Source organism: Mucilaginibacter sp. P1_D10 (assembly GCF_056406215.1).
Genome location: NZ_JBFUAP010000005.1, coordinates 52,857 through 68,132, shown reverse-complemented (window position 1 = coordinate 68,132; position 15,276 = coordinate 52,857). Strand labels below are relative to the sequence as shown.

Here is a 15,276-nt window from a genome sequence, read left to right as displayed (position 1 = left end):
CCATAATTCCTGTACTATATTCGTGATGAAATGGCCTACAAGTTTATTGATAATTATCGCGAGCAAGGTGCCCGCAAAAGGTTGGTTGAACTTTTAAGAAAAAAAGGGATAGAAGACGAGCGCGTTTTAACAGCCATTGGCAAAGTACCCCGCCATTACTTTTTCGACGAAACCTTCTGGAACCAGGCTTACAAGGATATTGCCTTCCCGATAGGGGCCGGGCAAACCATTTCGCAGCCTTATACCGTTGCTTACCAAACGGAACTGCTCCACATTAAAAAAGGCGATAAGGTGCTGGAGATAGGTACCGGCTGCGGTTACCAAACCTGTGTATTGATGGAGGTTGGCGCTAAAGTATTCACCATCGAACGACAGGAAAAGCTCTACCAACGCACCATACAAGTGCTGCCTTATATGGGCTACCAGCCCAAATTCTTTTTAGGGGATGGCTCAATAGGCGTAGCCAGCGATGCCCCCTACGATAAGATAATCGTAACCGCCGGCGCACCCACCGTGCCCGACTTGTTGCTGAAGCAACTAAACATAGGCGGCATATTAGTTATCCCGGTAGGGGACGAAAAATCGCAAAAAATGGTTACCGTATTAAAAACCGGCGAAAATAATTACGAAAAAATTGTGCTGGATACCTTTAGGTTCGTGCCGCTGGTGGGGGATAGAGCGTGGTAGAGGATTTCGGAATTGGAATTAACCCCGTCGAGGGCTTCGCCGTTTTCAATTTAGAATTTTGAATGGTAGGACGGTCGATATAAGCATTCAACTAATTTTCCCGGTTCTTTATCGCAAATTGTTTCTTTTTCAACTTAATCGTAAATCAAGCCCTTAAAAACAATAAACCCCGGTAACGTTATCCATTACCGGGGTTTGATGTTATATAGCGAGGGTATTACATACCGCCGCCGAGAGATTTTAGGTCATCCATAGTAATCCTTTCGAAATCGCCGGGGATGCCGAATGTGCCTGGAGCAGATTTAGCTTCGGTAACGCTTTTTACGGTAACTTCAGAAGTTTGCCCATCCTGAAAACTAGCGAACTGTACCGGGAAACCACCTGCACCTGCATAATATTTAGAGAATGCTGTAGCAGGTACCGATATATCGTTGGTTACCCAAACGTCGTAGGTTTTGCTGGTCTTGGTATCGGTTGCCACCACTTTTTTGCAGTTGAAGCCGTTGATAACCTTAGTTTCGGTACCTGGTGCAAATGTTAATGTAGGCATTTTCGAAAGAGCTTCTTCAATCTCAGCAGGCGACATAACAGCTGCCTTTTTCATGGAAGCAATAGAAACATCTACTAAAATGGCCATAAAAGTCTGCTTAGCGTCAGACAGTACTTTGATATTTGCCGGGCCTGCAGAAAAAGCGAGAGCGCTGGAATCTGCCCTGAAATAATGTTTGGCTTCTACGGCCTGGCCGCGCATATCCATATTGTAGGTAACATAACCTTCGGTGTATGCTTTTTGGGCACTTGCTTTAAAAGCTGTTGCGGTAAGCACAATGCCCATGGCAACCGTAAATAATTTAATTTTCATGTTTTTAGTTTGATAATTCAATTTGGTGTTTTGTTAAGTAAGTGTGTGCTGTTTCAATAAAGTTATTAAACTTATTTGCTATTTAGATGCGATTATGATGGATTTGTTACGCTTTATTATTTTACAAGTTACAGTAATATTTTTTAGTTTGTCAATATAAATATCCGAATTGCTCCCATCGGCGATAACCACCAGCCCATCAATCGCTTTCTTATTAATTAAAACATTGCTGCTCAGGTACAAATATTGAACATTTAATTGCCGGGGGATAGACTGCAATTGCCACCGTTGGTTTAAAAGCAATATGCGGGTATCATTAGACTGCACCAGGTTTTGCTGTTTGATGAAATAGGGCAGCCACAGGTTGCTGTCGGGCTTAAGTAGCGTATAGTTGCTGATCTGCATGCTATCCAGCCCGGGTTGTACGGCATAAAGGAATGTTTTGTCTGTATCGGCCAAATCGGTAAGCACCACGCCGCTACTACCGTTCTTGAAAACGATGCCCACATGCTTGCGCAGGTTAAGGAAGCTGATGGAATGGGTTTGGTCGGCATCGTGTTTTTTCAGGCTGATGCTGATGCAGAACAACAGCATCGTTGCTAAGCCAAGTTTTAGATAGATTTTGTTGCCCTTATAAAAGAAGCAAAAGGCGGCAACGATGAGTAGGTAAAGCAGTAAATGCTCCGGCCCGGTCAACCATATTTTGCCAATACTGGCGTATGGCACTTGTTCTATCCAGATAAGTGCTTTATTCATCAGCAGGATGCTATGCTCTAATACATAACCCAATATACCCGACACCCAGGGAAGTTGCGGCAACAACAGTAAGAGCAGGCCGCTATACATAATCAGCATTACAGGGATGATAATCAGCAAATTGCTGAGTAAAAAGTAAACCGGCACCTGGTGGAAATAAAACGCGCTGAGCGGGAAAGTAATAACCTGCGCGGCGATGGATACCGAGCACGCGCCCCAAAGATAATTGGTAACCTTATTTTTAAAAACCAGCCATCCGTAGACTACCGGCTGTATTATTACTAATCCGGCTACTGCAAGGTACGATAGCTGGAAGCCCACATCGGTAAGTAAAAAGGGATCGTACAACAATAATACAAACGCCGAAGCAGCCAGGATATTCAGGCTATTGATGTACCGTGCAAAGGTTCGGCCGCAGATTACAAGACTGATCATCAAGGCGGCACGGTTCACAGCCGGGGAGAAGCCTGTAAGCAAAGCATAGGCCCATATCAACACGATGATGCAAAGCACCTTGATCAACTTACCTTGCCCGTACCCATCTAAAAAGCCCAGCACAAGGGCCAGCAAGGCATAAATAATAGCTACGTGCCCGCCCGAAACGGATAAGATATGGATGGTGCCGGTTTTGGAGTAAGCCTGTATAACATCATTACTTAAATCGGCTTTGTAACCCAATATCAGGGTAGATGCTACGGCTATGGCCGTGGTATCGCGCATATTCGCCTTTAGCTTTTCTACTAAATGGCGGCGGGTTTGCAGGGCGAAAGATATGACGGGGTTACCCCGGCCGGCCCGTAGCACTCGATATTGCCGCGGGTACAAATATGCCTGATGGTAAACGTTTTTATTGGCCAGGTAACGCTTATAATTAAACTCGCCGGGGTTATAAGGCGGCGCTACCTCATCAAATTTTGCCGGGATAAGCAACTCCTCGCCATAGGATAAATGGAGAGCCCGCTCATCTTTAATGGCAACCAGCAAGGTGCCGCTGCAAGGGCTGCTGCCGCCGCTGTTGATGGCCTGCACTACATCCGCAGTAAAGCGCACTACATCGCCCTTAACAACGGGTTCTGTATTGATGCGTACTGCCAGATAACGGGCAGGTATTTTAGAGAAATGGTCGGCATTATTCGGCTCCCGGTGCTGTAGCGTAAGCAGCCATCCTGACAAAAACAGGATAGGATAAAGCAATAGCCCGCCGAGCCAGCGCATTTTATAGACGCTCAGTTTGCTGTAGGTGAGGTTGAGTGCAATGAATACGATGATAAGAACAGCAGCCGCTATATAAAGCAGCAGGAGGTTGGCCTGCAGCCAATAAAGCCCGGCAACAATACCGGCAATAAAGGGGAGTAATAAAATTACGACTGGGATTTCGCCTTTGTGCTTTGCTATCATACCAAAATCAGGCACCCGCAAAAGGCAGGGCAATAAGGTTTATGGGGAATAAAAATAGCGTATCTGCGGCAGATATTATAGTTCGTCGCGCACTTCCAGCAGGAATTTTTTCAGGTTCTCCAAAGAATCTATCACGCGTTGGTTATCGCGGCTGTCGCCCATATTGGTTTTCAGGTAATCTTTGGCACCTTGCAGGGTGTAGCCTTTCTCGCGTATGAGGTGGAAGATAATCTTGAAATTCTCGATATCCTCCAGGGTGAAGTAGCGGTTGCCCTTTTTATTCTTCTTGGGCTGCAGCACATCGAATTCCTTTTCATAGAAACGTATCAGCGACTGGTTCACATCAAACATGGCCGATACCTCGCCCATGGTATAGTACACTTTGCTAATCTCTCGTTCTTTGTAAGGCATACGCAAAGGTAGTTTTTTAGATATTAGCGCGAAAGTAGGGGCAGCAAAAAAACTGCATTAAATTAAACGGAGGTAACATAATATTAATAGCCTATTATTTCCGCAGGCAAAATAAAAACCTTATGTTAGGATTCTAATTAATTTATGATTAAATATATTGTTTCGGGCTTTTTATGCCTGTTTTGCACCCACATAGTTTATGGCCAGTCGGCCGATTCTACCATTTCCATCAAGTCTGCTGTAGAAAATTACCAGTTTGTTTACAATGCAAAAACGGCAGCGGTAGAAATCAAAGAAAAGCAAACCGTTAGCTATACGTCAACCCGTTTCCAGGCAACCGTACCGGTGGCCCTCAATTACAACAACCAGGTTACGTTAACTTCGGTAAACTGCGAGGTAGACGGCCGCAAGCCGCGCGATTTTAAACCCGTTTATACCTATTACGGCAGCGACGATATCTTTTATTCCGACGAAAAGATTTGCTATTTCCCCATGGCAATCCCCCGGAAAGGCGCGCTGGGGGTAGTCACCTTCGAGCAAACCGTAAACGATCCGCGCTATTTCACCAGCATTTATTTTACCGAACCCTATGCCCTTGAGCAAAAAACGGTTGCTATAAAAATACCCCGCTGGATGAAGGTTGAGCTGAAGGAACTCAACTTCGGCACTTTTAACATCAAAAAGAACAGCCAGTACATCAGCAGCGAAGATGCCGACCTGATAACCTATAGCATACAAAACCTGCCTGCCACTAAAAAAGAGGGCAACAGCCCCGGCCCAAGCTACCTTTATCCGCATTTGTTGGTCATGTGCAAATCGGCGACTCCGCCGGGCGGCAGCTTTACCTATTTCAACACGTTGGACGATCAGTATAAATGGTACCACAGCCTAACCAAAAACAACCCGGCTGCAGATCAGGCCGCGGTTGTTGCCAAGGCAAAAGAACTTACCGCCGGGCTTACAAGCGATATACAAAAGATAAAGGCCATTTATTATTATGTGCAGGATAATATCCGCTACATTGCCTTTGAAGATGGCATGGCCGGCTTTAAGCCCGAAAGCCCCGACGAGGTGCTGCGCAAAAAATACGGCGATTGCAAGGGCATGGCCAACCTAACCAAGGCGCTGCTTACCGCAAGCGGCTACGATGCGCGCCTGTGTTGGCTGGGCACCAACCACATTGCTTACGATTACCAAACCCCTTCGCTATCGGTAGATAACCACATGATATGCGCCCTGGATATCAAGGGGAAAACTTATTTTTTGGATGCCACCGAAAGCTATATCGGCTTTGATGAATATGCCGAGCGCATACAGGGCAGGCAGGTGTTGATGGAGGATGGCGAAAAATACAGGCTTACCCGTGTACCCGTTGCCGCTATGGGCCAAAACGCCAACACCGCTATCGCCAGGTACGAAATTGTAGACGGAGCCCTAAAAGGGACGGTAAATTACATTTGGAAAGGGGAGGACAAGGAAGAGGTGCTTACCGGCCTCAATAGCATCCGCAGGGAAAAAGCTGCTGATGCCATGATCAATTACCTGTCTGGTGCTAATAACGATTACACCATCACAAACCTTAACATGTCGCAAATGGAAAAGCCTGATGGTAATTTGACTGTAAGCTACCAGGTGAGTACCAAAAACGGGATTTCATCGTTCGGCAAGGCCTATTATGTGGACCTCGATCATACGCGCGAGTTTACTGAGGGTGCCATCAAGACCGACGAACGTAAGCACGATTACTGGTTCGGCCATAAAATGGATATCAAACGCGATGCCGAACTGTTGATACCTGCGGGGCTTAAGGTAGATTTCCTGCCGGCCGCGCTGAACATCATCACTTCCGATTATGAGTTCCACATCCAATACACCGCCACGCCAACTAAAGTTATTTATAAAAAGAATATCCTTATCAAAAACACGCACCTGGCCAAAGCCAAATTTGTGCAATGGAACCAGGATATAGAGCAATTGGTTAAGGCCTATAACGACACCGTAACACTTAAACCTTTATAACGAATGAAAAAACAAGTACTATTTATTTTGTTTTTGTGCGCCACGCTTAGCCTCTCGGCACAAACATACAACGAGAAGGCTGCCGAGATACAGAAACTGGTATGGGGCGCGCCTCCGCCCGAATTCTTAGTTAAAGAAGTACCCGCCAAATATGCAGGCGAGGGTGCGGTCATCCTGGCTCAATCATACTCTATGCAGCGCACATCAAACGTAAAGGTGCATTTCATGATTATTACTGCCGCCGTTACCAATAAGGTAAGCCGCATATCCACTTTCCACGAGCGGGTTAAGATAAACGATAAATCGGCCCTGGAAAGGTACTCTACACTCGAGTATCAAAAGCTATTGGATAAAAGCATATCGCTGCTGATAAGCAAGATAAAAGATTTGCACGAAACCTATATAGGTGCCAAAATCCTCAAACCCAACGGACAAGAGGTGGTAATCAATACCGGCGAAGAGGTGCTGCTGAAGAACACCGGCAAAGATCAGCAAGGCAAGCTGGCTATCCCCGGCCTGCAGGTAGGCGACATATTGGACTATTACATCAGCAACAATGATTTGTCGGAAAAGGTAGGCGATGATAACTACTCCAATAACGACCAGGTATTCGTGCTGGCCGATGAGTACCCCATCCTCAATTATTCGCTCAATTTCCAGGTGAACAAAAAATCGGCGGTGCTGTACATCAACGCCAACGGCGCCCCGGCGTTCCAGGAAAGCACGCTGGACAACGGCGATAAGGTTTATAACTTAAAACTGAAGGACCTCCCTAAGCTTGAGGGCCAGAAATGGACATCCACTTTCCGCCAGTTGCCTTATATAGAAATAAGCAACCGGAGTTCGCTCAAGATGCTCAACAACTACTACCTCAACAGCAAAACCGGCGGCATGGATGCCAACAAGGCCTTGTTCGAGAGCGCGTTTAACGAGCAGACTAACCCGATAGATGAAGAGCCGGCCAAGATGCTGAAAGACTACTTCGGTGGCAAAAAGAAGATGCAGGCAGTATCGCTTGATAGCTCCATGAAAGTGTTTTACGATACCTGGAAATTGCATGTCTTCGGCAATTTCGTGAAAAGCGACCTGGACGATATGAGCCAAATCAACTACCGCACCGCCCGCAGCAAAACCGCCGTGATTGATATGAGCCGCCTGCTTACCGATATGGATATACCGCATGATATTTTACTGGTAGCATCGCGTGAGGGGAGTTCGCTCGATAACGTATTCACCATGAGTGATTTTGATGCCATTATCAGGATAGCCAACGGCAACAGTCCGCTTTATATGAGTTTTTACGATGCCGTTACCCACTTTAACGAAATCCCCGCCAAATTTCAGGGCGAAAAGGCCATTGCACTTACGCCCGAGCGTAAAAATGCACGCAAGTACGAGTTTAACGAATATCAGGCTACCTTGCCGGTAACTCCTGCCGATAAAAACAAGCTAGAGGAGAAACTCAATGTTTGGCTGATGGCAGATTATCAGCATATTAAAATACAACGCACGGTAAAACAAACCGGCTTCCTGCGCCATAGTGGCCAAAAAGAGCTATTGAGCGCCATGGACATAGATGCCGGCCTTACCGAACTGGTTAACGGCGACCCGCTGGAGAAACGCCTTTCTAAAAACCCAGAGACCAAAAAATCGGCTGATGCTTTTTTAGCGGGCATGGGTAAAACATCTGCACAGATACGCCAGGATTTTATGGAAGAAGCAAAGAGCCAGTTCGACCAGGAACCTTCGCAACTACTCGATTTTAAGGTGATAAACAAAGGCCTCGAGATAAACCAGGCGCCCTTTGAATACACCTCTACCATGATACTGAATAACTTCGTGAAAAAAGCGGGCAACAACTACATCGTAAACGTGGGCAAGCTTGCAGGTTCGTTTGTACAGTTAGACGATAAAGACCGCAAACGTACCATTGATGTTTATATGCCGGGCGCGCGCACCTTTAAATATATCATCGCCCTTAATATTCCACCGGGCTATAAAGCTACCGGGGTAGAGGATTTGAACAAGCAAAAAAGCAATAAAACCGGGTCGTTCTCCTGCACTGCAGCCGTGGTGGGCAATATGCTCAACATCACCGTAACGCGCACATATGCCAACAACTTCGAGAAAGCTGCCGACTGGCCACTGGTTGCTGAGCTGGTTGATGCTGCCTTTGCTTTTAACAACCAAAAAATATTGCTGGAAAAATAACAACGATTCGACACTGCGACGATATTAGAAGCGATGGGCCCGTGCCTGTCGCTTCTTTTTTTCACAGGCCTGCCCGGTAAGGTGTCCTGCTGACCCAAATCCCGACAATCTTAAAATCCTGTTTGCATTTCTCGCCTGCGCCAATTACCTTTGCAGCAAATAATTATACGATGCTATTAAATAACTTATCCTTCAAAACCAATATGCGGCCCCTGGGCAAGCAGTGGGGGAGTTATGCATCAAGGATTCATTTCTCTTCATAGTACACCGGATAACCACCGGAAAACAATTTTAATTTTTTATCAACACAGCCCTTTTGGCTTTGCCCTTTGGGATATTTTTAATTTTTATGGACACTTATTATACTATCGAAGAGAAGTATTTGCAGGCTGTTGATGAGCTATCATTCGGCGAAACGCCAAAAGCACTCAACTTGCTCAATGCCATTATTGCCGATGATGCCACTTACGCGCGTGCGCACCACCAGTTGGGCAAGCTATATTATTATGATTTACAAGACTACCAAACCGCAGGCTTTCACTTTAAAACCTGCATGGAATTGGAACCCTTGTTCCCGGATAATTATTCCATTACCTAAGCCTGGTGGTATTCCTGAAAATGGACAGGCAGGTGACGGCTGTTTCGGCCAAAGCCTTGGCAACGCCGGGGGTAGATGTAGCTTCTACATACGCGCTGCTTGGCCTTTACGCCGAACAGAACAGGCAATGGGCCCCGGCACTCCAGGCTTACCAAAACGCCTACATGGAAGCAACCGACAAAACCGAGCGTGATGAAAGCGAGGAGGCTATTGACCGCGTTAAGGAGAAAATGCAGCAAAGCCTAAACTACCGTTACACGCTCAGCGGCTAACAAAAAACGGGGTGAGCCAAAATGGTTCACCCCGTTTTTATGATGGATGATTTTTACAGGAGCAATATGTGGGTAGCCACTTGGTAGGCTAACCTTTGGACGTAGCTTGCCCCATGGGGGCAATATGTCGGTAGCCACGCAAAAGACCCAACCCTTTGCCCCATAGGGGCAATACTTCATAAAGCGATTCATCTTCAATTATTCTAATGGGTGAAAAATGTATCGCTCGTCATATTCAACTTCAAACTTCTCGAGCAGTATTTTATATTCTTCTAAAAACGTTCGTTTCTTATGATGCTCCTCTTGGTTTTCAATGTATTCAGCAACGATTTTTATCTGCGAACGGCCATATGAAAAAGCCCCTTAACCTTCTTGCCATCTAAACTTTCCCGCACATAGCCCCTCATTATTTATCCATTCCGACGAGTCTCCTTTTACCATCCGCATTAAATCGGATAACGCCTGATTTGGCCTAAAACCGAAAAACAAATGTAGATGATCCGGCATGCTGTTGATAGCGATAATTTTGTGTCCGTTGTTTTGAACGATGCCGGTTATGTATTTGTGGAGATGTTCTTTCCATACCGGTGCGATGACCGCTTGCCTGTATTTTACAGCACACACGCATTGGATGTGTATTTGGGTGAATGTATTCGGATGCATGATTTAGGTATCGCCCCTATGGGGCAAAAAAGGTGTGGGAATTCGTTCTACCGACATTTTGCCCCCATGGGGCAGGGAAGATGGTATGATGGCAAAATATGCAATATCCGTCGGTTTGCAGGTGAGGCAAACCGACGGATATTGCGTATCCTTACTTCTTATAACTTATCTTATAAATATCGCCTTTCACATCGTCGGTTACGTAGAGGGAACCATCCGGCCCTTGTGCAAGGCCGCAGGGGCGACGCAGGGCATTGCCTTTAGCGGTATTTTCTGCAGAACCTGAGAAGCCATCTGCAAATACTTCCATCGGGCCATCGGCTTTGCCATTCTTTAAGGGTTGGAACACCACAAAATAACCCGCCTGTGGCTCAGGCGCACGGTTCCACGATCCATGGAAGGCTATGAATGCACCATTTTTATAACGCTCGGGAAATTGGTTGCCGGTGTAAAACAATAAACCATTAGGCGCAAGGTGACCGGGGAAAGCAGCGGCAGGGTCAAGGTATTTGCTGTCACCCTCTTTTTTGCCATCTCCGCCGTACTCAGGCATCACTATTTTCTTTTTCTGCACCTGGTCGTAATAAACGTAGGGCCAGCCGGCGTTGTCGCCTTTGTTCATGGCAAACATGCACTCGGCAGGTAAAATGGCCGATTGCTGTTGCGTGTACAGTGCGGGCCAGTTATCGTGCAGTTGGTCGCGGCCGTGCTGCATTACATAAAGCTGGTTAGCGGTTTTATTCCAGTCCATACCCACTACGTTGCGCAGGCCGGTTGCATAACGCACGCCGTCTTTATAAGTTTGGTTAAGCTTATCGGCCTTAAATTGCCAAATGCCCGCTGCCGAATCCAGGACAGGGCAGCCCGGCTGTCCCGGAGATTCTTTGGTGCGGTCTTTCACCTGGCAGGAGTTGGAGTAAGCTCCTATGTTTACGTAGAGGTTGCCGTCATCGTCCAGTAGAATAGCTTTCGCTTCGTGCTGATGGCGGGCTATAAGGCCGGTAACTACCTTTTCGGGTTTATCAGGGCTTTCTACTTCGTTATTGGCATTCAGTTTAAATCGAAACACCTCCTCGTCAGACGAGGCGTATAAGTAGCCATTCTTTACATAAATACCCGTGCCATCAAAGGTACCGAAAGAGGTTTTTACAGTAGCCGCGCCATTAGCTTCGGTTAGATACAAAATGCCTGCATTGCCGCCTGCGCTTTTATGTTTTACATATATGCCCCCTTGTGGTGTAATAGAGATATGCCGCACGCTGCCGAGGTTTTTGGCGATGGTGGCAGCACTAAAGCCCGCAGGCAAGGTTAGGGTTACTGCCGATGTATCGGTAGCAGAGGTATCTGTTTTGGCTGTTTTGCCTTTATCGCCGTTGCATGCCGTAAGCAACAGGGCGAAACAAGCAGCAGCAACCGGCAAAATTCGAAGGTGTTTGATAGTCTTCATAGTAAGTTCGTGTTTATGCTCAAATTAACCTATAAAACGTTGTAAACCGAAATCTGTTTAGGAGGGCGCATCAATAATTTTGTTATCAGGCAGGGCATATTTTTGATGGCATGCTGCGATATTTACAATTGCTAAACCGTTACTATGTTTTATGTTTCATAATTTAATTTCAATAAAGTATATAAATAAAGAATTATATTTTGTTATGTTAATGCGTCATGATATTATTGCCACGTGTTATTAAACTTTCGTTTACAGAAGCCGTCATAGATGTATAAAATTTAAACGAAATGAAAAAGATATATTTATTATCGGCCATGGTTTTAGCCGGTTTGTTCGCAAACAAGGCACAAGCGCAGATATCCGTTCACATTGGTTTCAACGTACCCGTTAGGCCGGTATATGCAGCACAACCTCAGGTTATTTATAATGATGACTTTGACGATAGCGACGATTACTATTACTTACCCGAAGTAGAGGCCTATTACAGCGTACCGCTACAATGCTATTTTTATAACGATGGCAACCGTTGGGTGAGGGCACAATATTTACCAGGCGCTTACCGTAATTACGATTGGCGCAGCGCACGCAGGTTCGAGATACGTGGCCGCAGGCCATACATGAACCACGATGCTTACCGTGGCCGCTGGGGCGGTAACCCTAACCGTGGCGACTGGAACCGCAGGGATAATAATTATGCCAGCCGTGGCAACAATGGCTGGGGCGGCAGGGACGACAACCGCGGCAACAATGGCGGGGGCAGGAGAAATGATAACCGCGGTGGCTATGGCCAACCCGGCAGGGGCAACCAGGGCGGCGGACAACCACAGCGACCTTCAAACGGCGGCCAGCATGGTAGCTGGGGCGGACAACAAGGTGGCGGACAACCACAACAGCCTTCGAACGGTGGCCAACAAGGTGGCGGCTGGGGCGGCCAACAGGGCGGTGGCCAGCAAGGCAATGGTGGCCAACACAACGGTGGCCAACAGGGTGGCGGTAACCAAAATGGTGGCGGTCAACACAATGGTGGTCAACAAGGCGGCGGACAAGGTAATGGCGGCGGCCAACAAGGCGGTGGCGGCCATAATGCAAGGCAGAGTGGCTTTATGCGCCCTGCAAGGTTCTAAGCTGTTTTATCCCAATATAGATAATGATGAGAGGCCTGCCGATATCCGACAGGCCTCTCTTTTTTAATCGAAATTAATAGCCACTGGCTAAGGTGAGCAGCTCTATAGCTTCGGGACTGAGCTTGAGTTCTGCAGCTTTGCCAAGCTCTTCTAATTGCTGCACGCTGGTGGCGCTGGCAATTGGCCCGGTAATGCCCGGCCTTGCCATTAGCCAGGCGAGAGCTACGGCGGCGGGTGTACTGTTGTACTCTGTCGACACTTTATCAAGCGCGGCTAATATTTTATAGCCCCGTCCGTTTAAATATTTTTTAATTCCACCGCCGCGTTTGCTTTTGTTCAGGTCGGCTTCTGAGCGGTATTTGCCGGTAAGGAAACCGCTTGCCAGCGAAAAGTAGGGGATAACGCCCAGGCTATTCTCCCGGCAGAGCGATTCGTAATGGTGTTCGTAATCTTCGCGGGCGTATAGGTTGTATTCGGGTTGCAAACTTTCGTAACGGGCGAAACCGTTTGCTTTGCTTACCTCTAAAGCTTCGCGCAGGCGGGGGGCGCTGTAGTTGGATGCGCCGATGGCCCGCACTTTCCCTTGTTTTATCAAATCGGTAAAGGTGGCCAGGGTTTCTTCCAGCGGGGTGTTGGCATCATCCTCGTGCGATTGATAAAGATCGATATAATCTGTTTGCAGGCGTTTCAACGAATCTTCTAACGCCTTGGTGATGTAAGCTTTGGATAAGCCTGTCATTCCTTCGCCCATCGGTTTGCCTACCTTGGTGGCCAGGATAATTTTATCGCGCTTGCCGCCTTGTTTAAGCCAGTTGCCGATGATGGTTTCAGATTCGCCGCCGGTATGGCCAGGTGCCCATTTGGAGTACACATCGGCAGTATCTACAAAGTTAAAGCCGGCATCCACAAAGGCATCCAGCAAGCCGAAGGAGGTTTTTTCGTCAGCCGTCCAGCCGAAAACATTCCCGCCAAAAACAAAGGGGTGTACTATAAGTCCCGATTTTCCTAACTCTCTTTTTTCCATCGATATTAAATATTTACCGCGTTGGGTATTTGCTCCGCAAGTTCGTCAATCCATCCCGAAAAATAGGGCTCCGAGCCTGCAATCCGTTCCCATTTGCCATCAGCATTGCGGGCTATTATCAAATTCAGGCTGCCATCCAGCGAGTTGAATTCATAAGCACCGTTATCAAGCCCCGTTGCAATACCGTTTACTTCGCTATCCGAGCCGGTAAGCACTGCATCAAATTGTTGTTCCATAATCTCCGTTTTATATTGCAACAACGGGTAGGGGTTTGTGTTTGGATAATACGGAATGATGGCCTTAAGGTGTTGTTAAAGAGCATAGTATTTACTTACACCCCTGCAAATCGCGCGATACATCGTCTGAAGTTACCGTGCCCGTTTTATTGCCGAAGGAATTGGTAACGTAGGTGAGCACCTTTGCTATATCTACCGGGGCCATATCGTTGGCCGGCATATCGCCCACGAAACTTTTACCGCCAACACGCAGCAACTGGCCTTTGGTGCCATTGTTTACAATGCAGGCCAGCAACTTCTTGTTCGCCTTCAGAAAAACGCTATCGGTAAGCGGGGGGATAAGGTTAGACAGGCCCTCGCCGTTTTTGCCATGGCAGTTTTGGCAGCGTTCGCGGTAAAGCTGCTCTCCGCCAATGTAGTAGCGCTTAAACTCCATATCCGTTTCGCTGCCGCAGGATGCTGCTATGATGCCCAACAGCAGCACGATGCCGGCAATTACCTTGAATTTCATTGAGCGATTTGGGTGTTCGATTCTGCCCGCAGGGTTTTGATATCGGCTATCAGGCGGTCCACTTCTTTTTCCAGGGTGCCATCGTAAGTGCCGCGTACGCGCTTCTGCTTATCTACCAAAATAAAATAGCCATCGTGTATGAACCTCTCTTTGGCACTTTCATGCGGCGGGCTTACCAGGTAACTGGCCGATAGGACATAGGTGTCGTCCTTTGTGCCTTGCAGCAGCCACCAGCTGTTGCCACTGATGCCAAGGTTATCGGCATATTTTTTTAGCACGGGCACGCTATCATGCCTTGGGTCGATGGTGTGCGAGAGTATCTTGAAATCGCTTACGTTCTTGAACTCGTTGTAAACCTTCAGCATATTGCGGTGCATAATGGGGCATATGGAAGGGCAGGTGGTGAAAAAGAAATCAGCTACGTAAATGTCGCCTTTCAGGCTTTTTTCGGTAATACTGTCGCCATATTGGTTAACAAATTTGAACGCAGGGATGGTGTGATAAATGGTATCTACCACCGCTTTGCCGTTAACCGTGTCGGTTTTAGTATCGCGATTGCCATAAATAGGCAGGGTAGCTTTATTGCCGTCGCTTTTGCAGGCTGCGTAAAGCAGCACAATGCCGATGATAATTGCCAGTTTCCTCATTTTTTTATCAGCGATTTTTTATAGGTGTTTGTTGCTGCGATAGCCGCATCGAATTGTTTGTCGATATCCTTTATCTGCTTTTTCTGGTCGGCCAGGTAGGTCATAATTTGCTCGTGCGATTTGCCTTTGTTCTCGGCATCAAACTTATTCATCCAGTCATCCATCGTGGTACTGGCATTATCCAATACTTTTACCAGGCTTTTGGCACCGGTATCCGCATTCAATGCCGAATCTTTTTTGGCCAGGGCCTCCAGCTGTATTTTGGTTTTGTACACCAATTCGTTTTTCACCATCACGCTGTCGTGCATGGCTATTACTTCATCTAATAAGGTTTTCTCTTGTTGTTTTGGGTCGGTACAGCCTAAAAACAGCAGGCTTACTAACGCTGCGGCAAATATTTTTTTCAT

16 protein-coding genes are annotated in these 15,276 nt (G+C 47.0%); 6 read left to right on the top strand and 10 right to left on the bottom strand.

Annotated elements, in window-relative coordinates; translation table 11 throughout:
• The first annotated feature begins 30 nt into the window (after positions 1-30).
• Positions 31-687 (top strand): protein-L-isoaspartate(D-aspartate) O-methyltransferase, encoded by a 657-nt coding sequence (locus AC1DYT_RS09060; RefSeq protein WP_477469301.1) that lies wholly within the window; start codon positions 31-33, stop codon positions 685-687.
• Between the two features lie 217 nt (positions 688-904).
• Here the strand turns inward: AC1DYT_RS09060 and AC1DYT_RS09055 are convergent, their stop codons facing one another.
• The 3 genes from AC1DYT_RS09055 to AC1DYT_RS09045 form a co-directional block, all read right to left on the bottom strand.
• A complete protein-coding gene (locus AC1DYT_RS09055) occupies positions 905-1,549 on the bottom strand; it encodes a DUF4412 domain-containing protein (RefSeq protein WP_477469300.1) in 645 nt (214 codons plus the stop codon).
• Positions 1,550-1,627: 78 nt separating this feature from the next.
• Positions 1,628-3,703, bottom strand: coding sequence for a ComEC/Rec2 family competence protein (locus tag AC1DYT_RS09050; protein WP_477469299.1), 2,076 nt, complete (start codon positions 3,701-3,703; stop codon positions 1,628-1,630).
• Positions 3,704-3,778: 75 nt separating this feature from the next.
• Positions 3,779-4,114 carry a MerR family transcriptional regulator gene (locus AC1DYT_RS09045; RefSeq protein WP_477460366.1) on the bottom strand — a complete coding sequence of 112 codons (336 nt, stop codon included), beginning with the start codon at positions 4,112-4,114 and terminating at the stop codon, positions 3,779-3,781.
• A 144-nt stretch (positions 4,115-4,258) separates the two neighbouring features.
• Between AC1DYT_RS09045 and AC1DYT_RS09040 the strand changes: the two genes are divergently transcribed.
• The 4 genes from AC1DYT_RS09040 (at position 4,259) to AC1DYT_RS09025 (ending at position 9,214) form a co-directional block, all read left to right on the top strand.
• Positions 4,259-6,133 carry a transglutaminase-like domain-containing protein gene (locus tag AC1DYT_RS09040; protein ID WP_477469298.1) on the top strand — a complete coding sequence of 625 codons (1,875 nt, stop codon included), beginning with the start codon at positions 4,259-4,261 and terminating at the stop codon, positions 6,131-6,133.
• A gap of 3 nt (positions 6,134-6,136) precedes the next feature.
• A complete protein-coding gene (locus AC1DYT_RS09035) occupies positions 6,137-8,344 on the top strand; it encodes a hypothetical protein (protein WP_477469297.1) in 2,208 nt (735 codons plus the stop codon).
• 349 nt (positions 8,345-8,693) lie between these two features.
• Entirely contained in the window at positions 8,694-8,942 is a 249-nt protein-coding gene (locus tag AC1DYT_RS09030; RefSeq protein ID WP_477469296.1) for a tetratricopeptide repeat protein, read from the top strand.
• Positions 8,943-8,947: 5 nt separating this feature from the next.
• Positions 8,948-9,214: a hypothetical protein gene (locus AC1DYT_RS09025; RefSeq protein WP_477469295.1), complete on the top strand. Its 267-nt coding sequence runs from the start codon at positions 8,948-8,950 to the stop codon at positions 9,212-9,214.
• A gap of 363 nt (positions 9,215-9,577) precedes the next feature.
• Here the strand turns inward: AC1DYT_RS09025 and tnpA are convergent, their stop codons facing one another.
• Entirely contained in the window at positions 9,578-9,877 is a 300-nt protein-coding gene (gene tnpA, locus AC1DYT_RS09020; protein WP_477469294.1) for an IS200/IS605 family transposase, read from the bottom strand.
• 151 nt (positions 9,878-10,028) lie between these two features.
• On the bottom strand, positions 10,029-11,324 hold the full coding sequence (locus AC1DYT_RS09015; RefSeq protein WP_477469293.1) for a PQQ-dependent sugar dehydrogenase: 1,296 nt from the start codon (positions 11,322-11,324) through the stop codon (positions 10,029-10,031).
• Positions 11,325-11,614: 290 nt separating this feature from the next.
• On the opposite strand from AC1DYT_RS09015, the gene AC1DYT_RS09010 reads away from it, so the two are divergent.
• Positions 11,615-12,451 carry a hypothetical protein gene (locus AC1DYT_RS09010; protein ID WP_477469292.1) on the top strand — a complete coding sequence of 279 codons (837 nt, stop codon included), beginning with the start codon at positions 11,615-11,617 and terminating at the stop codon, positions 12,449-12,451.
• Positions 12,452-12,524: 73 nt separating this feature from the next.
• On the opposite strand, the gene AC1DYT_RS09005 is transcribed toward AC1DYT_RS09010, so the two are convergent.
• From AC1DYT_RS09005 to AC1DYT_RS08985, 5 genes are all read right to left on the bottom strand, one after another.
• Positions 12,525-13,475 carry an aldo/keto reductase gene (locus AC1DYT_RS09005; RefSeq protein WP_477469291.1) on the bottom strand — a complete coding sequence of 317 codons (951 nt, stop codon included), beginning with the start codon at positions 13,473-13,475 and terminating at the stop codon, positions 12,525-12,527.
• A 5-nt stretch (positions 13,476-13,480) separates the two neighbouring features.
• On the bottom strand, positions 13,481-13,711 hold the full coding sequence (locus AC1DYT_RS09000) for a hypothetical protein (RefSeq protein ID WP_477469290.1): 231 nt from the start codon (positions 13,709-13,711) through the stop codon (positions 13,481-13,483).
• 91 nt (positions 13,712-13,802) lie between these two features.
• Entirely contained in the window at positions 13,803-14,222 is a 420-nt protein-coding gene (locus tag AC1DYT_RS08995) for a c-type cytochrome (RefSeq protein ID WP_477469289.1), read from the bottom strand.
• Complete coding sequence (locus tag AC1DYT_RS08990) at positions 14,219-14,869, bottom strand: SCO family protein (protein WP_477469288.1); 651 nt, start codon at positions 14,867-14,869, stop codon at positions 14,219-14,221. Before AC1DYT_RS08990 ends, AC1DYT_RS08995 begins: the two co-directional genes overlap by 4 nt.
• The gene (locus tag AC1DYT_RS08985) at positions 14,866-15,276 is read right to left on the bottom strand and encodes a hypothetical protein (RefSeq protein ID WP_477469287.1); all 411 of its coding nucleotides are present in this window, start codon (positions 15,274-15,276) and stop codon (positions 14,866-14,868) included. Before AC1DYT_RS08985 ends, AC1DYT_RS08990 begins: the two co-directional genes overlap by 4 nt.